Source organism: Agromyces kandeliae (assembly GCF_009674665.1).
GTDB classification, from domain to species: Bacteria; Actinomycetota; Actinomycetes; order Actinomycetales; family Microbacteriaceae; genus Agromyces; species Agromyces kandeliae.
In genome coordinates this window covers 179,380-200,351 of sequence record NZ_WKJD01000018.1, presented here as the reverse complement: position 1 = coordinate 200,351, position 20,972 = coordinate 179,380, and the positions used below count along the sequence as shown (strand labels likewise).

At 70.7% G+C, this 20,972-nt stretch carries 21 protein-coding genes and 1 pseudogene; 4 read left to right on the top strand and 18 right to left on the bottom strand.

What is annotated here, in order from left to right:
• Positions 1–33: 33 nt before the first annotated feature.
• From GJR97_RS13700 to lysA, 4 genes and pseudogenes are all read right to left on the bottom strand, one after another.
• Complete coding sequence (locus GJR97_RS13700) at positions 34–837, bottom strand: amino acid ABC transporter ATP-binding protein (RefSeq protein ID WP_154347428.1); 804 nt, start codon at positions 835–837, stop codon at positions 34–36.
• A complete protein-coding gene (locus GJR97_RS13695) occupies positions 834–1,808 on the bottom strand; it encodes an amino acid ABC transporter permease (RefSeq protein WP_324613491.1) in 975 nt (324 codons plus the stop codon). Before GJR97_RS13695 ends, GJR97_RS13700 begins: the two co-directional genes overlap by 4 nt.
• 70 nt (positions 1,809–1,878) lie before the next feature.
• Positions 1,879–2,751: pseudogene (locus GJR97_RS18355) on the bottom strand (transporter substrate-binding domain-containing protein); the annotation flags it as partial.
• 60 nt (positions 2,752–2,811) lie between these two features.
• Positions 2,812–4,122, bottom strand: coding sequence for a diaminopimelate decarboxylase (lysA, locus tag GJR97_RS13685; RefSeq protein WP_154347355.1), 1,311 nt, complete (start codon positions 4,120–4,122; stop codon positions 2,812–2,814).
• 137 nt (positions 4,123–4,259) lie between these two features.
• On the opposite strand from lysA, the gene GJR97_RS13680 reads away from it, so the two are divergent.
• Positions 4,260–5,810 (top strand): PucR family transcriptional regulator, encoded by a 1,551-nt coding sequence (locus GJR97_RS13680; RefSeq protein WP_324613490.1) that lies wholly within the window; start codon positions 4,260–4,262, stop codon positions 5,808–5,810.
• Between the two features lie 3 nt (positions 5,811–5,813).
• On the opposite strand, the gene GJR97_RS13675 is transcribed toward GJR97_RS13680, so the two are convergent.
• Positions 5,814–6,815, bottom strand: a complete 1,002-nt coding sequence (locus GJR97_RS13675) for an NAD(P)-dependent alcohol dehydrogenase (RefSeq protein ID WP_229276287.1) — start codon at positions 6,813–6,815, stop codon at positions 5,814–5,816.
• Positions 6,816–6,917: 102 nt separating this feature from the next.
• On the opposite strand from GJR97_RS13675, the gene GJR97_RS13670 reads away from it, so the two are divergent.
• Positions 6,918–7,646 carry a TetR/AcrR family transcriptional regulator gene (locus tag GJR97_RS13670; RefSeq protein ID WP_154347351.1) on the top strand — a complete coding sequence of 243 codons (729 nt, stop codon included), beginning with the start codon at positions 6,918–6,920 and terminating at the stop codon, positions 7,644–7,646.
• A gap of 4 nt (positions 7,647–7,650) precedes the next feature.
• Here GJR97_RS13670 and GJR97_RS13665 read toward each other — a convergent pair whose 3' ends face one another.
• Together GJR97_RS13665 and GJR97_RS13660 are read right to left on the bottom strand one after the other, a co-directional pair.
• Positions 7,651–8,544 (bottom strand): RNA polymerase sigma-70 factor, encoded by an 894-nt coding sequence (locus GJR97_RS13665; RefSeq protein WP_154347349.1) that lies wholly within the window; start codon positions 8,542–8,544, stop codon positions 7,651–7,653.
• Positions 8,545–8,554: 10 nt separating this feature from the next.
• Entirely contained in the window at positions 8,555–9,160 is a 606-nt protein-coding gene (locus tag GJR97_RS13660) for a carboxymuconolactone decarboxylase family protein (protein ID WP_154347347.1), read from the bottom strand.
• Positions 9,161–9,349: 189 nt separating this feature from the next.
• On the opposite strand from GJR97_RS13660, the gene GJR97_RS13655 reads away from it, so the two are divergent.
• Entirely contained in the window at positions 9,350–10,024 is a 675-nt protein-coding gene (locus tag GJR97_RS13655; RefSeq protein WP_154347345.1) for a hypothetical protein, read from the top strand.
• 217 nt (positions 10,025–10,241) lie between these two features.
• Here GJR97_RS13655 and GJR97_RS13650 read toward each other — a convergent pair whose 3' ends face one another.
• Genes GJR97_RS13650 through GJR97_RS13630 form a run of 5 tightly spaced genes read right to left on the bottom strand, consistent with a single transcriptional unit; the run spans position 10,242 to position 15,596 of the window.
• Positions 10,242–11,135 carry a 1-phosphofructokinase family hexose kinase gene (locus GJR97_RS13650; protein WP_154347343.1) on the bottom strand — a complete coding sequence of 298 codons (894 nt, stop codon included), beginning with the start codon at positions 11,133–11,135 and terminating at the stop codon, positions 10,242–10,244.
• Positions 11,132–11,602, bottom strand: coding sequence for a Rossmann-fold NAD(P)-binding domain-containing protein (locus tag GJR97_RS13645; RefSeq protein WP_154347341.1), 471 nt, complete (start codon positions 11,600–11,602; stop codon positions 11,132–11,134). Before GJR97_RS13645 ends, GJR97_RS13650 begins: the two co-directional genes overlap by 4 nt.
• Complete coding sequence (locus GJR97_RS13640) at positions 11,602–13,365, bottom strand: IlvD/Edd family dehydratase (protein WP_154347339.1); 1,764 nt, start codon at positions 13,363–13,365, stop codon at positions 11,602–11,604. The genes GJR97_RS13645 and GJR97_RS13640 overlap by 1 nt, the downstream gene beginning before the upstream one ends.
• Positions 13,362–14,729, bottom strand: a complete 1,368-nt coding sequence (locus GJR97_RS13635; protein WP_154347337.1) for a family 4 glycosyl hydrolase — start codon at positions 14,727–14,729, stop codon at positions 13,362–13,364. The genes GJR97_RS13640 and GJR97_RS13635 overlap by 4 nt, the downstream gene beginning before the upstream one ends.
• A 27-nt stretch (positions 14,730–14,756) precedes the next feature.
• On the bottom strand, positions 14,757–15,596 hold the full coding sequence (locus tag GJR97_RS13630; RefSeq protein WP_154347335.1) for a fumarylacetoacetate hydrolase family protein: 840 nt from the start codon (positions 15,594–15,596) through the stop codon (positions 14,757–14,759).
• A 52-nt stretch (positions 15,597–15,648) separates the two neighbouring features.
• On the opposite strand from GJR97_RS13630, the gene GJR97_RS13625 reads away from it, so the two are divergent.
• Positions 15,649–16,344 carry a hypothetical protein gene (locus tag GJR97_RS13625; RefSeq protein WP_154347333.1) on the top strand — a complete coding sequence of 232 codons (696 nt, stop codon included), beginning with the start codon at positions 15,649–15,651 and terminating at the stop codon, positions 16,342–16,344.
• Positions 16,345–16,386: 42 nt separating this feature from the next.
• On the opposite strand, the gene GJR97_RS13620 is transcribed toward GJR97_RS13625, so the two are convergent.
• Genes GJR97_RS13620 through GJR97_RS13595 form a run of 6 tightly spaced genes read right to left on the bottom strand, consistent with a single transcriptional unit; the run spans position 16,387 to position 20,964 of the window.
• The gene (locus tag GJR97_RS13620) at positions 16,387–17,067 is read right to left on the bottom strand and encodes a polysaccharide deacetylase family protein (protein WP_154347331.1); all 681 of its coding nucleotides are present in this window, start codon (positions 17,065–17,067) and stop codon (positions 16,387–16,389) included.
• A complete protein-coding gene (locus GJR97_RS13615; protein WP_154347329.1) occupies positions 17,064–17,444 on the bottom strand; it encodes a hypothetical protein in 381 nt (126 codons plus the stop codon). Before GJR97_RS13615 ends, GJR97_RS13620 begins: the two co-directional genes overlap by 4 nt.
• A complete protein-coding gene (locus GJR97_RS13610) occupies positions 17,435–18,292 on the bottom strand; it encodes a class II fructose-bisphosphate aldolase (protein WP_154347327.1) in 858 nt (285 codons plus the stop codon). The genes GJR97_RS13615 and GJR97_RS13610 overlap by 10 nt, the downstream gene beginning before the upstream one ends.
• Positions 18,286–19,077, bottom strand: a complete 792-nt coding sequence (locus GJR97_RS13605) for a DeoR/GlpR family DNA-binding transcription regulator (protein ID WP_154347325.1) — start codon at positions 19,075–19,077, stop codon at positions 18,286–18,288. The genes GJR97_RS13610 and GJR97_RS13605 overlap by 7 nt, the downstream gene beginning before the upstream one ends.
• Positions 19,049–20,056 carry a D-2-hydroxyacid dehydrogenase gene (locus GJR97_RS13600; protein WP_154347323.1) on the bottom strand — a complete coding sequence of 336 codons (1,008 nt, stop codon included), beginning with the start codon at positions 20,054–20,056 and terminating at the stop codon, positions 19,049–19,051. Before GJR97_RS13600 ends, GJR97_RS13605 begins: the two co-directional genes overlap by 29 nt.
• Positions 20,053–20,964, bottom strand: coding sequence for a carbohydrate ABC transporter permease (locus GJR97_RS13595; protein WP_229276286.1), 912 nt, complete (start codon positions 20,962–20,964; stop codon positions 20,053–20,055). Before GJR97_RS13595 ends, GJR97_RS13600 begins: the two co-directional genes overlap by 4 nt.
• Between the last annotated feature and the right edge of the window lie 8 nt (positions 20,965–20,972).

Genomic DNA, 20,972 nt, shown 5'->3' with positions numbered 1-20,972 from the left:
TCCGCTCGCCCCCTCGATCTCGGCGTGCGACCCCTAGCGCACGCTCTCGAGGAAGTTCCGCGTCCGCTGCCGCCGCGGCGCATCGATGACCGCCGCGGCGTCGCCGGACTCGACCACGACGCCGCCGTCCATGAACACGACCTGGTCGGCCACCCCGCGGGCGAAGCCGATCTCGTGCGTCACGACGATCATCGTCATGCCGTCGCGCGCGAGCTCGCGCATGACGTCGAGCACGTCGCCGACGAGCTCGGGGTCGAGCGCCGACGTCGGCTCGTCGAAGAGCATGAGCTTGGGGCTCATCGCGAGCGCCCGCGCGATGGCGACCCGCTGCTGCTGGCCGCCGGAGAGCTGCGCCGGGTAGTGCCGGGCGAAGTCGGCGAGGCCGACGCGGTCGAGCAGGTCGAGCCCGCGCGCCTTCGCCGCGGCCGCCGGCACGCCCGCGACGCCGGTCGGCGCCTCGGTGACGTTCTCGAGCGCGGTCATGTGCGGGAAGAGGTTGAAGCGCTGGAACACCATGCCGATGCCGCGCCGCTGGCGTGCGATCTGCCGCGGCGTCATCTCGTGCGTCGTGTGCCCGGTCTGGCGGTAGCCGATGAGCTCGCCGTCGACCATGATGCGTCCGCCGTCGATGGTCTCGAGGTGGTTGATGCAGCGCAGCAGCGTGGACTTGCCGGAGCCCGACGGCCCGAGCAGCACGGTGACCGTGCCCTCCGGCGCATCGAGCGAGATGTCGCGGAGCACCTGGTGGGCGCCGAAGCTCTTGCGAACGCGGCGGATCTCGACGAGCGGGCGCGCGACGGCGCGTTCCACGGCGTCTGCGGGAGCGGTGATGGTCATACGACTCCGACCTCCTTGGTCACGGGCGCCGGGTCCGGCGCGGGCCTGCGCGAGGCGATGGCTCGACGGAGTCGCTGCATCGGCGTCGCCGGCAGCGTGCGGCTCGCACCGCGGCCGAACCGGCGCTCGAGGTAGTACTGCGGGATCGAGAGCAGGCTCGTCATGAGCAGGTACCAGAGGCTCGCCACGATGAGGAGCTCGACCTGCTTCAGGTTCTGCGACGAGATCACGCTCGCCTGCGTGTAGAGCTCGAGCACGGCGATCACCGAGAGCAGCGACGTGTTCTTCAGCATCGAGATCGTCTCGTTGCCCATCGGCGGGATGATGACGCGCATCGCCTGCGGGAGCAGCACCCGACGGAAGGTGTACAGCGGCGACATGCCGAGCGAGGTGGCGGCTTCGCGCTGCCCCTCGTCGACCGACATCATGCCGGCGCGGACGATCTCGGACGAGTACGCGGCCTGGTTCAGCGTCAGTGCCAGGAGGCCGGCGGTGAAGGCGCTGATCAGGACGTTGGTGTCGACGGACCAGAACACGATGTCCGTGAACGGGACGCCGATCGTGATTCGGTCGTAGAGCAGTCCGAGGTAGCCCCAGAGCACGATCTGCACGAGCAGCGGCGTGCCGCGGAACGCCCAGACGTAGAACCACGCGACCGACGAGAGCACCGGGTTCGACGAGAGTCGCATCGCCGCGATCACGATCGCGAGGAACGTCGAGACGACCATCGAGATGAACGTGATGAGGAGCGTCAGGCCGACGCCCTCGAGGATCCGCGGGTCGACGAGGAAGGCGCCGATCGCGTCGAAGTCGAGGTTCGGGTTGGTGGCGACGGATGCCGCGAACGCACCCGCGAGCACGAGCACCGCGACGGCCCCGACCCACCGCCACGGTCGGCGGAGCGGAACGGCGACGACGTCGTCGTCGGTCCCCGACGCGTCGACGGGCGACACCTGGTGGATGGCCGTCACGATCCCGCCCCCGGTTCAGCTCCGCCGACTCGACCGCATAGGCGCCGATGTTGTTGCGGTCGAGCACCTGCTGGTACGCGCCCTCGTCGATGAGCGCCTGGAACGCCTGCCGGATGGCCTCGGTGAGCTCGTCTTCGTCATTCAGGATGCCGATGCCGCTGTAGACGGGTGCGAACCCGGCAGGGTTCTCGGGGTCGCGGACGACGTCGAAGGCATCGCCGTCGTCCGTGGTCGCGGCGGCGTACTCGGCGACGACCGCGTCGGAGACGTAGGCGTCGGCCTTGCCCGCGCGAAGCGCGGTCTGCGCGTCGAGGTCGGACGGCAGTTCGGTCACGACGACGGGCGACCCGCCGCACGCCATTGCCCGGAGCAGTTCGCCCTGCACGGTCGCCTTCTGCACGGCCACGGTCGCACCGCACAGGTCGGTCTGGGTGGCGATGCCGGCGGGGTTGCCGGCCTTCACGACGATCGCGAAGCCGCCATGCGTGTAGTCGACGAAGTTCAGCGTCTCCTGCCGCTCGACGGTGTCGTTCATGCCGCTCATGATGAGGTCGTTCTTGCCCGCCTGCAGCGACGGGATCACCGAGTCGAACGCCTGCTTGTTGATCGAGACGTCGATGTCGAGCTTCTGTCCGATGAGGCGTGCGAGCTCGGGGTCGAATCCGACCTCGCGGTTCGTGTCGTCGTACATCGCCATCGGGGGGAAGGGGATGTCGACCGCGATGTCGAGGTGGCCCTTCTCCACGATCGCCGCAGGCAGCAGCGCAGCGATCTCGGGGTCGGCGGTCGTCGAGACCTCGTCGCCGATCGGGACATCGGGGCCGCCCGCGGCGGCGCCGGCCGCAGCGGTGCCGAAGCCCGAGCATCCGGTGAGCGCGAGCGAGGCGAGGACCGCAGTCGCGCCGAGCAGTGCGGTGGTGGTGATGGTGGTGCGCAGTGCCATGGTGGCTCCTTCGTTGGAGGTGTGGCGTTCGGGGTGGGGTACGGGGCGACGGCTCCGTGCTCAGGCGTACGCCGGGGCCGTCGCGGGCGCGTGCGTCGCGAGCAGGTCGTCGTAGGTCTCGCGACGCGCGACCACGCGGGTCGCGCCATCCGACACGAAGACGATCGCGGGCTTCAGCGCGCCGTTGTAGTTGTTCGACATCGTGTAGGCGTACGCGCCGGTCGCGGGCATCACGACGAGGTCGCCGACCCTCGCAGGCGGCATGGCCGCGCCGTCGACGAGCAGGTCGCCCGACTCGCACTGGCGGCCGACGACCTGCGCGGTCTCGGTCCACGGCTCGAGCAGCCGATCGGCGAGGATCGCCTCGTAGCGCTGCTGGGTGAGGGCGATGTCCATCTGGTCGGCGAGGCCGCCGTCGACCGCGACGAACGTGCGGCCCGTGCGCTTCACCGTGGTGGCGCGGTAGAGCGTCACCCCCGACCGGCCGACGATCGAGCGCCCGGGCTCGATGAGCAGCCGCGCGTCGGCGGGCAGGTTCGCGCGCGCTGCCGCGACCACGGCGTCGAGGTAGTCCTCGACGGTCGGGGCCTGCTCGTCGTAGGTGTAGGCGATGCCGAGGCCGCCACCGACGTCGTACGTGCCGAACGAACCGACCGACGAGATCTTGGCGACGGCCTCGCCGAACTGCGCCGTGTCGAGGATCTGCGAGCCGATGTGCAGGTGCACGCCCTCGAACCGCATGAGCCGATGCGCCTGCATGCGGCCGATGGCCCGTTCCGCCTGGTCCATGGGAAGCCCGAACTTCGAGGTCGCCCCGCCGGTCGCCTGCGACGCGTGGGTCTTGGCCTCGACGCCGGGGATGACGCGGAGCAGCAGCTTCTGCGGGCGCTCGAGGAGTCGTTCGAGCCGGTCGAGCTCATCCTCGTTGTCGACGATGATCGTGTCGACGCCGGCCTCGATCGCCATGCGCAGTTCGGCGTCGGTCTTGGCGTTGCCGTGCATGTGGATCCGGCCGGGGTCGACGCCCGCGGCGAGCGCGAGCCGCAGCTCGCCGCCGCCCGCGACATCCACCGAGAGCCCCTCCTCCTGCGCGATGCGGTACATGCCGACGGCGGGCAGCGACTTCGAGGCGAAGAGCACCTCCGAATCGGCCCAGCGGGCGTGCAGGCCGTCGATGAATCGACGGATCTGGCGGCGCAAGCCGGCTTCGTCGTAGACGTGCAGCGGGGTGCCGAAGCGCTCCGCGAGCTCGGTGACCGCGACGCCCCCGATCTCGAGCACGCCGTCGTCGGTCGCGGTCGCCTCCTCGGGCAGGATGCGCCACAGGTCGCCGAGGCGGGTGCCTGCGGGAGCCGGCCGGTTCGCGGTCATCGTTCCTCCTTCGCGAGGCACCGATGCGCCGTCGCGGGGCCAGCCTAGGAAGATCGATCCTGTCCGTGGTTGGAGATTCCAGATAACTTTGCCTCATGGATGCAGTGATTCCTCCATCCCCGTCGATCATTCCGCGGGTGACGGTCGGCGAACTCGTCGACCAGCTGGGGCCCGCGACGCTGACGTCGCTCGGGGCGATCCCCGGCCACGAGGCGGTCACGGGCACCGAGTTCCTCGACATCGCGGACGAGGTGACGGATGCCGCGGGCACCCTGCTGCTCGCCCCCTCGACCGCCTCGCTCAGCACGGCCCGCATGGCGGCGCTCGCGTCATCCGCGGCCGATCGCGGCGCGGTGGGGCTCGTCGTCAAGTGCAGCGCCGACCGCGTGCCGGCGCTCGCGGCGATCGCCGAGTCGAGCGGTCTCGCGGTCCTGCGGGTCGCCGACCGGATCAGCTGGCGCCTGCTCGACGCGCAGCTCACCCACCTGATCGGCGAGTCGGACGCGGGCTTCACCGGACCGCAGGATCGCGGCGCCGAACCGCTCTTCGCCATCGCCAACGAGCTCGCCGAGCACTTCGGCGGCTCCGTCGCGATCGAGGACCTGAGCCGCAACATCCTCGCCTACTCGTCGGTGCCGGGGCAGCTCATCGACGAGCTCCGCACGCACGGCATCCTCGCGCGCCAGGTTCCGGCCTCGCCCTACAACGACGACCAGTACCGCACCGTCCTCCGCGCCGACGGGCCGATCAAGTACCCGCGGCTCGGCGACGAGCAGCCGCGGGTGGCGTTCGCCATCCGAGCCGGAGCGCTCCCGCTCGGCACGATCTGGGCGATCGACGCCTCGGGCGACGGGCCGATCACCGACGAGCAGGACGAGCGGATCCGACGCGCGAGCGCCCTCGCGGGCGCCCACCTCCTCGACGACCTGCGCACGCACGCCACGAACCAGCGCCCTCGCGAGGACCGCCTGCGGACCCTGCTGACCGGCATCGACCTCACGGGCACCGAGTTCGCCGAACTCGGCATCCCCGAGGAGCGCGGTGCCGCGCTGCTCGCGTTCGACGTTCCCGCTGCCGGGCCGACCGCCATCGCACAGCTCCGCTCGACCGTGATCCGCCACCTCGTGCTGCACCGGCCCGACACCGTCGCGGTCGCGCATCGCGGCCACGTCTACGCGCTGTTCGCCGCAGCGGCGGTCGGCGAGGCCGTGACGATCGCCGAGCCGATGCTGCCGCTCCTCGACCGCCTCGTCGGCGACGGCGTGCGGATCGCGGTCGTCGGTCCGGCGCATCGGTCGGGCGACGTCGCCGGGGCCCGTGAACTCGCCGATCGCCTGCTCGAGGTCGCCGCGCCGGGCGACGCGACGACGGCGATGCGCATCGTGACGGTGGACTCCGTCCGTCCGAGGCTCGTCGTCACGCGCGTCGCCGAGCTGCTCGCCGGAAGCGAGGAGATGCGCGACCCCGCGATCGACGCGCTGTTCGAGTTCGAGGCCACCCGTCCGCTCGCCGAGACCCTGCTCACCTGGCTCGAGTCGTTCGGCAACATCGCCCAGACCGCCGAGCGCCTCGGCGTGCACCAGAACACCGTCCGCCACCGACTCCGTCGCGCGGCCGACGAGCACGGGATCCGGCTCGAGCGGCCCGACCAGCGACTGGCCGCCTGGCTGCAGCTGCGGGCGCGCTGAACCTCACCCCACCCGCACCACGACGCTCCCCCGCTTGCGCCCCGTGTCGACGTAGCGGTGCGCCTCGACGATGTCGTGGAGGTCGTAGGTGCGATCGATGACCGGGCGCAGGTCGCCCGCCTCGGCGAGCTCGGAGAGCCGGGCCATCCCGCCCGCGCCCATCGACCCGCCGGCCTGGTTCACGAGGATGCCGCGACGCCGCGGTCGGACGGCGGCGCCGATCATGCCGGCCAGGTCCGCGATCACGAGGAGCAGCGCACCGCCCGGGCGGATGAGACGACCGACACGGCCGAACGGCGCGTTGCCGACGCACTCGACGATGACGTCGTATCGGGGCCCGGGACCGGCCGCGGCGAAGTCCTCGCGCGTGTAGTCGATGACGTCGTCGGCCCCGAGCGAGCGCACGAACTCGGCGTTCCGCCCGCTCGTCACGGCGGTGACCCGCGCACCGCGGCGTGCGGCGAGCTGGACGACGGCCGTGCCGACGGCGCCGGATGCGCCGTTGACGAGGACCTCGCTGCCGGGGCCGAGGTCGACGAGGTCGAGGTACCGCAGCGCGGTGTGCCCGCCGAAGATCACGGCGGCCGCCTCCTCGAACGACAGGTTCGCGGGCTTCCGGGCGATTTCGCCGCCCTCGGCGACGGTGACGTACTCGGCATGGCATCCGAAGCGCGCGCCGCGCATGAGGATCACCTCGTCGCCGGGCGCGAAGCGCGTCACCCGCGACCCGACGGCCTCGACGACGCCGGCGGCCTCCATGCCGAGCACCGCGTGCCTCGGGCGGCGGAATCCGATCGCCGGTCCGACGAGGAGCCCGAGCCCTCGCGGCACCTCGCGCGTGCGCAGGCGATGGTCGGCGATGCTCACGGTCGAGGCGCGCACGCGCACGAGCAGTTCGTCGTCGGCGGGCTCCGGCCGGGACCGGTCCGCGATGGCGACGGTCTCGGGGCCGCCGAACCGCTCGACGACGGCGGCTCGCATGGTGCGGGTGTCGGTGCTGGTCATGATCGCTCCCTTACATCGTAAGTCTTACGACGTAAGATACGCCGGTCGTGGCCCTCGTGTCCATACCCCGGGGGATGAAACCTCACGTTGTAAGGTGAGGACATGGGGCCGAAGGCAGCCGAAACGCGGACCAGCGCGCCGCGCACGCCGCTCACCCGCGAGCGCGTGCTCCGGGCCGCCTCCGACCTCGCCGACCGCGACGGCCTCGACGCCCTCACGATGCGCGCCCTGGCCGACGAGCTCGGCGTCGAGGCGATGTCGATCTACTACCACCTGCCCAACAAGAACGCGATCCTCGACGGCGTCGTCGAGCTGACGTTCGCCGAGATCGCAGCAGAGGCAGCAGCGCAGGGGCCGGCACGAGCGGACGCCGCGGGCTGGTCCGCCGCGGTCCGAGCGCGCATCCTCGGGGCGCGCCGCGTGCTGCTGCGGCATCCATGGGCCCCCGTCGTCATCGATCAGCGCAAGTCCTTCTCACCCGCGATGGTGCGGCACGTCGACGGCATCGTCGGTGTCATGCGCGACAGCGGGATGTCGCACGACCTCATCCACCACTCGCTCCACGCGATCGGCAATCGCGTCTACGGGTACGTGCAGGAGCTCTCCGACGACGGCCAGGCCCCGCCCCCCGGGCAGCTCGAGCAGATGCAGTCGTTCGCGCCGCACCTCGCCGCCATGCTCGCCGAGGTCGCCCACGTCGACCCCGAGTCGACGCTCGGCTGGTGCGACGACCAGACCGAGTTCGAGTTCGGCCTCGACCTGCTGCTCGAGGGAATCGAGCGGCGGCGGCTCGCCGAGGCTGCCGAGCGCTCCGGCCCCGCGGACCGGTGAGCGCTCAGCGCGCGAGCGGCGCCTCCGAGTCGAGCCTCGCGAGCTTGTCGGGATTCGCGACCGAGTAGATCCGCGTCACGAGCCCGTGCTCGATCGCGACGCTGACCGTGCCGGCGAGCTCCCCGTCGACCTCGACCCGCAGCGCGGGCGCGCCGTTGATCCAGGTCATCGACGCGACGGGGCGCAGGCCCCACTTCTCGGTCGCGCCGATGAGGAACGCGACGATCCTCTGCGCACCCCTGATCGGACGCCGCGCCGCCCCGCGCGCCTTGCCCCCGCCGTCGCCGATCGCGACGACGTCGGGCGCGAGCACGTCCATGAGCGCCTGCACGTCGCCGGTGTTGAAGGCGAGCATGAGCCGCCGAACGACCCGCTCCTGCTCGGTGGGCTCGACGCGCACGCGCGGACGCCGGGCCGCGACGTGCTCCTTCGCCCGGTGCGCGATCTGGCGCACCGCCGCCGGAGTCTTGCCCACGGCGTCCGCGATCTCGTCGTAGCCGAGGTCGAACACCTCGCGCAGCACGAACACCGCCCGCTCCGCCGGGCCGAGGGTCTCGAGCACCGTGAGCGTCGCGATCGAGAGGGACTCGGCGAGCTCGACGTCCTCCGCGACGTCGCGACTGGTCAACAGCGGCTCGGGCAGCCACTCGCCGACGTAGTCCTCGCGCCGCCGGGACAGCGTGCGCAGGTGGTTGAGCGACTGCCGCGTCACGACCCGGACGAGGTACGCGCGCGGATCGCGCACCTCGGCCCGGTCGACCTCGGCCCACCGCAGCCAGGACTCCTGCAGCACGTCCTCCGCGTCGGCGGCCGAGCCGAGCAACTCGTACGCGACGGTGAAGAGCAGGTTGCGGTGCGTCACGAACGGGTCGGCACCGGCGCCGTCGTGCGTGCTCATGCGCGCCACCCTACGCGGCCTCGACGACGGCCGAGCCGGTCGCGAGCGGCGGGAGGCCGCAGGCATCCGCGAAGTGCTCGGAACGGATGCCGAGCGCGATGTTGCCCCGCGCGGTCGCGTTCATCAGGCCGACCTTCGCGCTCAGCTCGACCAACGCCGCCGGCCCGAGCTCGGCGAGCAGGGCATCGGACAACTCGTCCGTCACGGCGACCGGCGTCTCGCACATCGCCTCGGCGTACTCCATGACCCGGCGCTCGAGCGGGGTGAAGACGGATGACGCGCGCCACCGCGGCACCTCGCGCGCCTTCTCCTCGTCGAGGCCGTGGTCGTGCGACAGGAAGTAGTGGAAGTCGAGGCAGAAGCCGCATCCGATCGCGGCCGCGGCCGCCATCGACGCGTAGGAGCCCAGGTTCGCGTCGAGCGCGCTCCACTTCTCCGCCTTGCGCCCGATGCCCATGAGGTCGAGGAGCACGCGACGGTTGTGCCACATGACGCCGACCGAGTCGGGCACGCGGCCGATCATGCGCCGGGCGCCGAACCTCGCGAGGGCGCCGAGCGGGCCGGTGAGCTCTGCGACGGGGACGCGGGTCGTGGTGTCGGTCGTGGTGTCGGTCATGGCTCCTCTGTGGTCTCGAGCGGGGTCGATGACATGGAGACACCGGGCGGACGGCGGGTGTGACATCCGATCCGGAATCGCTCACCGGTACTCGGCGGAGACGGCTGAACGCGAGTATGCTCCGCTTTCTAGGGGCGCCCCGAGGCGCCGATGCAGCGCATGAGCAGGACGTGGCGAAGCAGCGGCTACGTGATCGCGGCCATCGCGATCACGGCGATCGCCGTCGCGATCGGACTGGGGGCGTGGTTCGGGCTCGGACCCGCCGGCCAGCAGCAGGCTCGAATCGAGATGCTGAAGCTTGCCGTCCAGGCCATCGTGATCGTCATCCTCGGCGTGGTCGTCAAGGCTGTCGTCGACAGCGCGCAGGCCGATCGCGCCAGGCGTGAGCAGGACGACCTCCGTCGCGCCGGGTACGCCCGTCGTCTCGTTGACGCGAGTCATGCCATCGAGCTCGCTCGGACCTACATGTGGGCGGATCGCTCGGTTGCGACCTGGGACCGGCAGATGCGTCGGATCATCCGGGCCTACGTCGAGCTCCGTGATGTCCGACACGACGTGACGACGTTCTCGGCGACCGGCCGGCCGCTGTTCGGCAGGTGGGACGACATCCTGGACCAGATCAAGAGCATGGAAGCGTATCTGGTCGGGCTCGTCGATGAGTATCGCGAAGAGAAGCGTCATCTGATGGACGCGTGGACCCGGGCCGGGGACGACGGCGCGGCGCGCGACGACGCATGGTCGGAGCTTCAGAAGCTCTGCAGGATCGGAGCGTTCCTGCGGGATGACGGAGACTACGGACGACTCCGCGATGCCTACGGGCGGGCGTTGCGGGACATGCGGTCACCGTCTGGCACCCCGCGGTAGTCCGATCCGGCACGACAGCACCTCCTCGACTCCCCGGGCCGCACAGGCAGCCGGCGCAAGGGCTGGCCCGGCTCCCCGCCCCGGCGTGATGACGCCGACCGCGTCGGGCACGCGGCCGATCAGGCGCCGGGCGCCGAACCTCGCGAGGGCGCCACCGGGCGGACGGCGGGTGTGACACCCGTGCCCGCCCACCGGGGGCCGAGGCGAGGCGGGTCCGCTATGGCTGCGGCGCGGCGCCGAGCCTTCCCTGGCCCGGAGTCATCGCATTGCGCTCGCCCGCCTCCCCTGCCAGAGCGAGAGCGCCGGCCGCCGGAATACCACGATGCAGCGCGACGATGAACCCCGCCAAGAATGCGTCACCGCTGCCCGCGGGGAAGCGTCCCCGCGCGCGCGGCGGCCCGACCACGTGGGCACCGCCGTCGACGATGGCGGCCGCACCGCGGACGCCGTTCGTGACGACGGCATCGACCCCGTACGACCCGCCGAGCTCTCGGCAGGCCTCGGCGGCGTCCGGAAGTGCCCGGCCGACGAGGTCGGACGCCTCCTCGAGGTTCACCTTGACGAGATCGGCGACCTCGACCAGGGCGGCCAGGGGGGCACCCGAGGTGTCGAGCGCGACCCGCGCGCCGGCGACCCGGAATCCGCGGACGACCCCGGCGAGCCCGTCGAGGTCGATGCCCCGCGGCACCGAGCCCGACACGACGATCCAACCCGGACGCAGCTCGCCGACCGCGGCGATCGCCGCGTCCGCGAATGCCCGCCAGTCCCAGTCGGCGAAGGCCGCCGGCGGTTCGTAGATGTCGGTGCTCGTGGCGCCGCCGGCGGGCTCGACGATGGCGATGCAGGTCCGGGTCTCACCGGACACGGGAACGGCGGTGAGTCCGACACCGTCGTTCCGCAGCAGCCGGGCGACGCGCTCCCCGGTGAACCCGCCCACCGCGGCGACCGCATGCACCTCACCTCCGAGGGCAACTGCCGCCCGCGCCATGTTCAGGGCCTTTCCGCCGGCGACCGGCGTGACCTGCCGGGGGCGGGTGATCGCGCCGACCCGCAGCGCGTCGACCTCGTACGTGAGGTCGAGGCTCGTCGAGAGCGAGAGGGCGAGGATCACGGACGTTCCTCCCACGGCCGGATGACCCCGAGGACCCGCGAGCGACCGTCGGCGAGCACCTCGAGCGCTGCGCTCGAGACCTCCTCGGCGTCATGCCAGCGTGGGGGCGGACCTGCGATCCAGCCGAGCTGGAGCGTGCCCTTCGGCGGGCGGAACTCGCCGTTGGCCGGATCGGCGGCAGCGCTCGTCCGAACCAGGACGAGGTTTCCGTCGACCGCAGCCTCGAGCAGGACGCGTGACTCGCTGGTGGTCGCCGGCTCGTACACGATCGCCGACCCCCAGCGCCGCGATCCGAGCGCAACGCCGAGTGCGTGCGCGTCCCGAACGTCGACCCGGAGCGCCGCGACGCTTGCTGGGACGTCTCGCCGCATCGCGATCCCGGTCACCCGATGCCCGCGTGCTGCCAGTTCGGCCGCCGCGGGCGCGAGGATTCCGGACGCGCCGACGATCAGGACGTCGTCGCCCATCAGAACGCCTGCCGAGGGACCGCAGCCCCGCTCCGGCCCTGCAGGAAGTCGAGGTCGAGTCCCTCGTCGGCCTGTGTGACGTGGTCGATGTAGAGCTTGGTCCAGCCGCGCTCACCGCCCGGAACCTCGCGCGGGCGCCACTCCCGGCGTCGCGACTCGAGCTCCCCGGCCGGGACCTCGACGTCGAGGCTCCGGTTCGGCACGTCCAGCGAGATGAGATCCCCCGTGCGCACGAGTGCCAACGGCCCGCCGTCCGCAGCCTCCGGGACGACGTGCAGCACGACCGTCCCGTACGAGGTTCCGCTCATGCGGGCGTCGGAGATGCGCACCATGTCGGTCACGCCCGCCTCGAGCAGCTTCCTCGGAAGCGGCAGGTTGCCCACCTCCGGCATGCCGGGGTACCCCTTCGGCCCGACGTTGCGCACGACGAGGATGTCCTCCGGGACCACATCGAGGTCGTGGTCGTCCGCGTCGGCCAGGTACTCGTCGAGCGAGTCCCAGACGAGTGCGCGGCCGCGATGCACCATCAGTGCGGGCGTCGCCGCCGACTGCTTGATGACAGCGCCCCGAGGTGCGAGGTTGCCGGTGAGCACCGCGATGCCGCTGCCCACGGGCTTCACGGGGTTGTCGAGGGGACGGATGACCTCGCGATCGAAGACCTCGGCACCCGCGTAGTTCTCGCCGAGCGTCGTGCCGGTGATCGTGAGGGCGTCTCGGTGGAGGAGGTCGCCGAGCGTCTCGGCGAACCCCGCGGTCCCGCCCGCATACGCGAACTCCTCCATCAGGAACCGGCCGCTCGGCATCAGGTCGGCGAGGACCGGGACGTCCCGCACGAGTCGGTCGAAGTCGTCGAGCGTGAGCTCGACCCCGACGCGTCGCGCGAGTGCGAGCAGGTGGATGACCGCGTTCGTGGATCCGCCGAGAGCCGCGTTCGCACGGACGCCGTTCTCGAACGCCTTCCGCGTCAGGATCTTCGACGGCCTCAGGTCCTCGGCCACCATTTCGACGATGCGCCGCCCGGCCAGGTGCGCTGCCGTCGCGCGCCGGGAGTCGTTCGCGGGGAGGGCCGCAGTGCCGGGCAGCTGCATCCCCATGAACTCGGAGACACACGCCATGGTCGACGCCGTGCCCATCGTCATGCAGTGCCCTTGGCTCCTCGCCATGCAGCCCTCCGCCTCGGTCACCGCCGATGCGTCGATCTGCCCTGCCCGGTACGCCTCGGTGAACCGCCAGACCGAGGTCCCCGATCCGATGTCGCCGCCCCGGTACTTCCCGTTCAGCATCGGTCCGCCGGTGATCAGCAGTGCGGGGAGGTCGACCGATGCCGCGCCCATGAGGTAGGCGGGCGTCGTCTTGTCGCACCCCGCGAGGAGCACGACGCCGTCGAGCGGATTGGCCCGGAGGGTCTCCTCGAGGTCCATGGCCATGAGGTTCCGGAGGAGCATGGCCGTCGGGCGCACGATGGGTTCGCCCGCGGACGTGGTGGGGAACTCGAAGGGAACCCCTCCCGCCTGCCAGATCCCCCGCTTCACGTGCTCGGCGAGCGCACGGAGGTGGATGTTGCAGCTCGTCAACTCGCTCCACGAGTTCGCGATGCCGATGACCGGACGTCCGCGGAACGTGTCGTCGGGGAGCCCCTCGCTCCGCATCCAAGACCGATGCATGAACCCCGTCTTGCCCTCGGCCCCGAACCAGCGAGCGCTGCGCAGACCGCTGCCTGCCACCGCCTCGCGTTCCTCCCTGCCGAGGTTCCGCGCGCTCATGCGAACCTCGGAAGGTACCGCGCCTGCGCGGCCAGGAGTTCGTCGGTGAGGGAGGCCGCGAGGTCGGTGTCCGAGACGGCCCCGTCCGCGATCATCGCCTCGACCACCAGATCGCGGTCGCCGGTGAGTGCCGCCTCGACCGCCACGTCGACGGACGAGAGCCGCCGAGCGAGGATCGCGGTAAGCGGCCTGCCGAGGTCGGGCACCGCCACGGGACGGATGCCACGGGCCGTGGCGACCCCCGGGATCTCGACCGCGGACCACTCGGGCAGTCCGGGGACGAGCCCGCGGTTCACGACGTTGCAGCTGAACATCTCGCGCGAGTCGAACGTGATGGATCGGAGGATGGCGATCAGCTGCTCCTGTTCACCTCCGGAGCGGTCGAAGATCGACTGGTCGAGCGGTTCCTCGCCCACGGCCTGCCGTTTCATCGCCTGGTAGCGCGCCTCGCCCCACTCGAGGATCTCCGGCAGGCTGAACGCGTCGATGCCGAGCTTCTTGCCGTAGTAGTCCCCGGACGCGAAGCGCTCGGGGAAGAACTCGACGACGTGGCGATCACCCGCCGCAGCGAATGCGCCATACCGCTCGAAGAGCTCCCACGCGAACGGATTGTGCCAGGCGGTCGGCGAGTCGTAGAAGATGTTCCCGATGTCGGAGGAGTCGGGCCCCGCCGCGAGCTCCGCCGAGACGCGCTCGCGGATGAGCGGCCAAGCGTCCCGGCCGCTCCACCGGAAGTCGTAGATGAAGGTCAGGTGGTTGATGCCCGCGTAGAGGGTGGACGTCTCCTCGAACGGCGCTCCGATGAGTTGGGCGAGCTCGCGCTGGATGTGGTGCATGCCGTGGCAGAGTCCGACGACCTCGAGCCCGGTCTCCGCGTGGATGGCCTGGACGTTGGCCGTCATTGGATTCGAGTAGTTGAAGAAGAACGCCTCCGGGGCGAGTTGCGCGATGTCGCGAGCGATGTCGACGAGCACCGGTGTGGTCCGGAGCAGTCGGGAGATGCCGCCCGGCATGATCGAGTCGCCTACGGGCTGGAAGATCCCGTGGCGCTGCACGATCTCGTGGTCGAGCTGCCACGCCGGCCGTCCGCCGACGCCCACGCAGGTGACGACGAAGTCGGCGCCGCGAAGCACCGAACGCCGATCCGCGCTGCGGACGACCCGGATGTCCTCGCCCACGCCGCGTGCGGCGACCATCGACTCGGCGAGATCCGCCGCGACGTCAAGCGCGACGGGGTCGACGTCGACGAGTCGGATCTCCCACCCCCCCAGGTCTCGAGCGCCGATGAGGTCGGCGAGCAGGCCGCGGGTGAACACGGCGGATCCGGCGCCGATGAGGACGAGCACGCGGCGATCGGTGGTCATGATGCTCCTTCGCAGTCGATGCAGATGTTAGGCCGCGGTCCGCGAGCGGTGGACGAACCGGTTGCGCAATTCCCCGATGCCCTCGACGCCGACCACGACCGTCTGGCCGTGCTGGAGGTAGCGCGGCGGAGTGCGGAAGCCGCCCGCGCCCGCCGGAGTTCCCGTCAGGACCAGGTCACCGGGCTCCAGTGTGACGCCGTCGCTGACGAACGCGAGGATCGTCGGCACGTCGAAGATCATCTCGGCAGTGTCGTCCTCCTGGAGCAGCTCGCCGTCGACCTCTGCGTAGATCCGGTGACCGCTCGGGTCGCCGAATTCGTCGGCTGCCACGAGCCACGGACCGAGCGGCGTGAACGTGTCGAACGACTTCCCGCGGGTCCACTGGACGTCGCCGAACTGCACGTCTCGGGCCGAGACGTCGTTCGCCACGGTGTATGCCGCGACGTCCTCGAGCGTGGCCGGGGTGTCGCCGCCGCATCGACGGCCGATGAGCAGCGCGAGTTCGGCCTCGAAGTCGACGCCTTGTGTGATGTGGTCGGGGATCACGACGTCGCTGGCGGGGCCCGTGAGGGAGGTGGCGTACTTGGCGAACGTCAGCGGCCGCTCGGGCTGGGCGATGCCCGTCTCCGCGGTGTGGTCGACGTAGTTCAGGCCGACCGCGATGATCTTGCCAGCACCGGCCACCGGCGCGAGCAGTTCCAGCCCCTCAAGGTCGATGGGCTGCCAATCGGCCGACCGGCCGGATGCCACGGATTCGAGCGCCTGGAGCGCATCGTCGGGGTGATCCACCGGCGCGACACGCACGCCGTCGGCGTCCTTCACGACGATGCGGGGGCTTCCGTCGACGACGGCTCGAGCGGTTCTCATGTCATTCCTCCGAGATGGGCTGGTTCGGTAATCTTGCCATATCCAATCATAAATGAGCAAGAATGAGCATATGCATTCACAAACAGCCGCGATCGTCGGATGCGATCGCGAGACGATCGGAGTCCCGTCACTGGTGCAGGGCGCGTACGGGCGCCGCGGCAACCTCGAACTCGTCGCCTGCGACGGACAGGAGGGACTCTGGGTGTTCTGGTTCAATGCCGACCTCGAATCCGACCCGCTCGAGACTCCTGAGGTGCCGCCGGGAAGCTGGAGCTCCGGCCTGCGTTTCGCCCCGGGAACGCGGTTCGTCGCGGCGCAGATCCTGCAGTCGGCTCTCGGCCCCGACCACCTCGAGGTGCTCGCTCTCGCCGACCACGGCGAGCTGCAGAGCTGGTACTGGTCGCCTGGCCCGGGCTTCCGGCTCCGGGCCGAGCCGGCCGCGCGAGGCGTGACGGCATTCCGCGCCGTGCACTCGGACGGAGTGCTGAGCGTCAGCGCGATGCAGCGGGGTGGACTGATCGCCCACGTGCGTTCGGACGGTTCCGGGTATCCGGAGCGGACGTGGACCACCGTTCAGGGAGGCCCGGGACTCGACGAGCCGGGGCCGACCGTCGACGTGGCAGACGCCCGCGAGACCGGAGCGACGGGGCTCCGCGAAGTGCGCTCCTCGCGAGACGGCGGAACCATCGAGGCGACGTGGCGCGACGCGCAGGGCCGCATCCGCCATCTCGGCATCCCGAGTCCCTGAGCGCACGGGGCGTGGGGCGCGCCACCGGGCGCGCCCCACGCTTCAGTTCACGCGGTGGATCATGGTGTTCGCGAACTGGTACCGGTAGCCGGCATCCTTCACGGCGTGGTCGTGCCGCGGGCTCTGGCCGTAGGACGAACCGTGGAGCCAGACGAATGCGGGGGCGGGCTGTCCGGTGACCGCCTCGAGTCGACGCTTCGACTCGACCACCTCCCGATCGATGTCGGCGTCGCTGAGGACGGTGTCGAATCCCTCGTGGTGCGCCGTGTGCGGGAAGACGACGTGACGCCCTGAGATGTCGGCGACCTCGTCCCAGCTCATGGCGATGCGACCGCCCCTGGTGTCCTCCTCGACGAGCGAGATCCAATGCGCCCTCGCGAAGGCCTCCTGGTACTCGGGGTCGCAGTCGACGAACGAGGTCGCGATCGGGAACCAACCGGTGAGGCCGAGCTCGTCGCACAGGGGGGCGGCGACCGTCGCGGAGTTGCGGTACCCCTCGTAGAAGACCGGGATCAGGCCGGGCTTGTCCTTGTGCCAGGTTCCGGTCTCGAACAGGCGGTCGAGGTCGTCGAGCGTGACTGCCGCGTAGTCGCGCGCGAACCCGGCGAGCTCCGCGGCGAGTTCATCACGGGCGGCGGTCGGCGTCGAGTGGTAGTTCACCACGCGAATGAAGTGGCCGCGTTCGAGCTGCGCTCGCTGTGTCTGGAACGAAGGGTGAGTCATTCCGGTGCTCCTTCTCGGCTGGATCGGGCGGCGTCCGTGCCGGGCGCCGCACCCGGTGCGAAGTGGGTGAAGCCGAGGGCGCCCATGGCGACGATCACGGCACCCTCGTCGTCGTCCCGCGCCCACGGGACGAGTGCGTTCGCGTAGAGGTCGAAGCCCTCGGCGAACGCGCGGCCCTCGGCGAGCTGCTCGGCGGTGGCCGCCGCCGGGATCGCTCCTCGCTCGTCCGCGAGCCCGAGCACCATCGGGATGCCCTCACGCTCGAGTCTGCGGTCGTTGCAGGCTCGCAGGAGGCCGATGAGGTCGCCTGCCTCGAACAGCTCGGCGGCAGACGGCTCGCCCTCATGGGACGAGGGACCGGACACGGTCACGGACATACTGGTTCCTTACTCTCGACGGGTCGGGGTGCGGAGATCACGCCGAGCAGGCGCTCGACGATCTCGGCGATGGAGTCGCGTGCCGCGGCGAGGCCGGGCCGCGGGTCGGGTCGATCGCCGAGGCGCTCCACCAAGGCGGTCGTGTACGCCGCCGACAGCTGCGTACCGACGTTGACCTTCCGGATTCCGGCGACGATCGACGCCTGGATTCCCTCGTCGTCCACGCCTGACGAGCCGTGGAGGACGAGCGGTACGGGTACCGCGGCAGCGAGACGGGCGATGAGCGCCATGTCCGGCCGAGCCGTCCGTGTCGTCATCGCATGGGAGGTGCCGACGGCGACGGCGAGCGCGTCCACCCCGGTCGCGCGGACGAACGCGCTCGCCTCTTCCGGGTCGGTGCGGACGCCCGGAGCGTGGGCGCCGCCCTTACCACCGATCTCGCCGAGCTCGGCCTCGATCCAGAGTCCGCGCTCGCGGCCGCGCTCCGCGACCCGCGCAGTCGCCGCGACGTTCGCGCCGTAGTCGAGCGTCGACGCGTCGTACATCGCCGAACCGAAGCCGAGGTCGGCCGCCTCGCGCACGAGGTCTTCCGACTCGCAGTGGTCCAGGTGGAGGCCGACGGGGACCGATGCGCCTTCTGCGACCGCACGGCAGGCCGAGGCGATCGGCGAGAGGCCTCCGTGGAATCGGACGGCGTTGTGGCTCACCGAGAGCAGGACCGGCAGTCCGGCACGCTCGGCACCCACGACGATCCCCTCGGCGAACTCGAGCGTGATGACGTTGAATGCGGCGATCGCAGGCAGGCTCGCGCCCACCTCCGCCGCGAGGCGGGAGGTCCGGATCAGCATGTCTCGACGTTCACCCCCGCCGAACGAAGCCGCGCGAGGTCGGCCGGATCCGCGTCGGCGTCGACGATCAGCGTCGAGATCCCGGTGATCGGGATCAGCCGCGCCGGTCCACGCTGGGAGAGCTTCGAGTGATCGGCGAGCACGATCACCTCTCGCGCGGACGAGGCGAGCGAGCGGTCCGTCTGGGTCTCGGACAGGTTCGTGCCCGTGACGCCCATGTCCGCGTCGACGCCGAACGCGCCGGTGTAGACCTGGTCGATGCCGAACTCGCTCAGTCCCGAGATCGTCAGGTGACCGAGCAGGCTCATCTCCTGGCGTCGGAGGAGGCCACCGAGCACGATGATGTCCACCTCAGGGAACTGCGCCAGGCGATTGACCACCGTCAGGCTGTTCGTCAGGACGGTGAGCCCGCGGACGCCGCCGAGGAACGGCAGCATCGCCTCGGTCGTGGTGCCGCCGGTGATCAGGACCGTCGAGTTGGCCCGGACGTGCGCGGCGGCGGCCTGCCCGATCCGGTGCTTCTGCTCTGCGTTGACGGTCTCGCGCAGCGGACGCAACGGCTCGACATCGTCATCGACATGCGCAGCCCCGCCGTGGACGCGCTCGATGAGCCCTCGCTCCTGCAGGTCGTTGAGGTCGCGTCGCACCGTCGAGGCGCTCACCCCCAGCATCCGGGCCATCTCGTTGACCGACCCCGCTCCGGTGGCGCGGATGAAGTTCAGGAGCTCGCGCTGGCGCTTCGGTCCGAGCAGGGGTTCAGTAGCCGGCGACACGGTCCACCTCATTCACCAAGGGCCGATCCTCGGCCAGCCGGGTCAGGTTCTCGACGACGAGGTCGAGTGTCTGTGCATGGTACTGCGGCGCGAGGCCCGCAACATGCGGCGTGATCAGTGCGCCGGATTCCGACCACCAGGGTGAGTCGGGGGGAAGAGGTTCGTCGTCGAACACGTCGAGCGCGACCCCGCCGACACGGCCGTCGCGCAGTCGATCGAGCAGTGCGGCCTCATCGACGATGCCACCGCGCGCGATGTTCACGACGAACGATCCCGGGCGCAGCTGGTCGAGCTGCCCCGCGCCGATGAGCCCGCGCGTCGATTCCGTGAGCGGGACCACCACAACGAGGACGTCGCTGCGACGCAGGACCTCGTCGAGTTCGGACACCGGGAAGAGCTCGGCTCGATCCTCACCAGCCGTCGAGCGTCCGGTGTCGAACTTGTCGCCGCCCGCGCCTGCCCGTCCGGATCGGCTCACGCCGAGCACGTTCATGCCGAACGCACCGGCGAGCCGCGAGATCTCCCGGCCGATCCGACCGTAGCCGACCACGCCGACGGTCGCACCTGGGAGGTCGACGGGCGTCAGGTTCGCGAGTCGCTCTGCGTTGGACGGCCAGCTCCGCTCGGCGCGATGTCGTTCGATCAGCGGCATGCGATGGGCGAGCTCGAGGATGGCCATCATCGCGTACTCGGCCATCGGCACCGGTGCGATCCCCCCGAGCGTGGTGATCGGGATCGTCGTGTCCCAGAGCGATGTGGAGCGGACGTGGTCGACGCCCGAGGTGTCGAGCTGGATGCACCGCAGGGCCGGGGCGTCGGCACGGTCGGGGAACCACTCGCTCGTGTGCAGGAAGTCGACGCGGGCGAGGACGTCGGGCTCGGGCGGGCGATCGACGGACGCGCGGTGGATCTCCACGTCGGGCAACCGGCGCCGCAGTTCACCGAACCACTCCTCGGGGAGGGGCAAGGTGCAGAGGTAGGTCTGGGTCACTTGATTCCGCTCCTTGCGAATCCCTGGACGAAGTAGCGCTGGAAGAACAGGAAGAGGAGCACCATCGGGAGGACCGAGATCAGCGCGAGCGCCATGATGGCGTTGTAGTCGGGCGAGGTCTGGTTCTTCAGGTAGAGCAGCCCGATCGGAAGCGTGAAGAGATCGTTGTCCTTCAGGGCGATGAGCGGCCAGGCGAAGTCGTTCCAGCTCCCCATGAGGGTGAGCAGAGTGAGCACGGCGATCAGCGGCTTGCACAGGGGCAGCACGACCTGCATGAAGATCCGCAGGTGCCCAGCCCCGTCGATGCGCGCCGCCTCGATGATCTCGTCGGGGATGCTGATGAAGAACTGGCGTGCGAGGAAGATGCCGAAGGCCGCGGCGGCTGCAGGGAGGATCACGCCCCAGTAGGTGCCGTAGATGCCGAGCCCCGTGACCAGCTTGAACTGCGCGACCATGATCGCCTGGACGGGGATCATCATCGTCGAGAGCGCCAGGAGGAATATGCCGTTGCGTCCGGCGAATCGCAGCCGGGCGAACGCGTATCCGGCGAGCAGGTTGACGACGACGGTGAAGGCGGTGACGAAGACCCCGATCACGACCGAGTTGCCGAACCAGTCGACCACCGGGACGCGATCGAAGACCTTGACGAAGTTCTCGAGCGTGAAGGTGCTCGGCCACAGCCGCAGGCCCGGCTCGAACACCTCGCCCCTGGGCGAGAATGCGACGACGAGCATCCAGTAGAGCGGGAACACGACGACGGCGGCGACGACGACGGCGATCAGCGTTCGCAGGATGATCCCGCGCCGGTCGCCGCTCCGGTTGCGGCGGCGGCGGCGCAGCCGCGCGGCCTGCCGCGGGCCGAGGAGATCGGCTTCGGCGATCTCGAGCATGGCGGTGGTCTGTGCCATCTGGTCCT

Coding starts and splice junctions, on each gene's coding strand:
- GJR97_RS13700 (WP_154347428.1), bottom strand. CDS start 837: ATGACCATCACCGCTCCCGCAGACGCCGTGGAACGCGCCGTCGCGCGC.
- lysA (WP_154347355.1), bottom strand. CDS start 4,122: ATGACCGCGAACCGGCCGGCTCCCGCAGGCACCCGCCTCGGCGACCTG.
- GJR97_RS13675 (WP_229276287.1), bottom strand. CDS start 6,815: ATGACCAGCACCGACACCCGCACCATGCGAGCCGCCGTCGTCGAGCGG.
- GJR97_RS13670 (WP_154347351.1), top strand. CDS start 6,918: ATGGGGCCGAAGGCAGCCGAAACGCGGACCAGCGCGCCGCGCACGCCG.
- GJR97_RS13665 (WP_154347349.1), bottom strand. CDS start 8,544: ATGAGCACGCACGACGGCGCCGGTGCCGACCCGTTCGTGACGCACCGC.
- GJR97_RS13660 (WP_154347347.1), bottom strand. CDS start 9,160: ATGACCGACACCACGACCGACACCACGACCCGCGTCCCCGTCGCAGAG.
- GJR97_RS13645 (WP_154347341.1), bottom strand. CDS start 11,602: ATGGGCGACGACGTCCTGATCGTCGGCGCGTCCGGAATCCTCGCGCCC.
- GJR97_RS13640 (WP_154347339.1), bottom strand. CDS start 13,365: ATGAGCGCGCGGAACCTCGGCAGGGAGGAACGCGAGGCGGTGGCAGGC.
- GJR97_RS13635 (WP_154347337.1), bottom strand. CDS start 14,729: ATGACCACCGATCGCCGCGTGCTCGTCCTCATCGGCGCCGGATCCGCC.
- GJR97_RS13630 (WP_154347335.1), bottom strand. CDS start 15,596: ATGAGAACCGCTCGAGCCGTCGTCGACGGAAGCCCCCGCATCGTCGTG.
- GJR97_RS13625 (WP_154347333.1), top strand. CDS start 15,649: ATGAGCAAGAATGAGCATATGCATTCACAAACAGCCGCGATCGTCGGA.
- GJR97_RS13620 (WP_154347331.1), bottom strand. CDS start 17,067: ATGACTCACCCTTCGTTCCAGACACAGCGAGCGCAGCTCGAACGCGGC.
- GJR97_RS13615 (WP_154347329.1), bottom strand. CDS start 17,444: ATGTCCGTGACCGTGTCCGGTCCCTCGTCCCATGAGGGCGAGCCGTCT.
- GJR97_RS13610 (WP_154347327.1), bottom strand. CDS start 18,292: ATGCTGATCCGGACCTCCCGCCTCGCGGCGGAGGTGGGCGCGAGCCTG.
- GJR97_RS13605 (WP_154347325.1), bottom strand. CDS start 19,077: ATGAGGTGGACCGTGTCGCCGGCTACTGAACCCCTGCTCGGACCGAAG.
- GJR97_RS13595 (WP_229276286.1), bottom strand. CDS start 20,964: ATGGCACAGACCACCGCCATGCTCGAGATCGCCGAAGCCGATCTCCTC.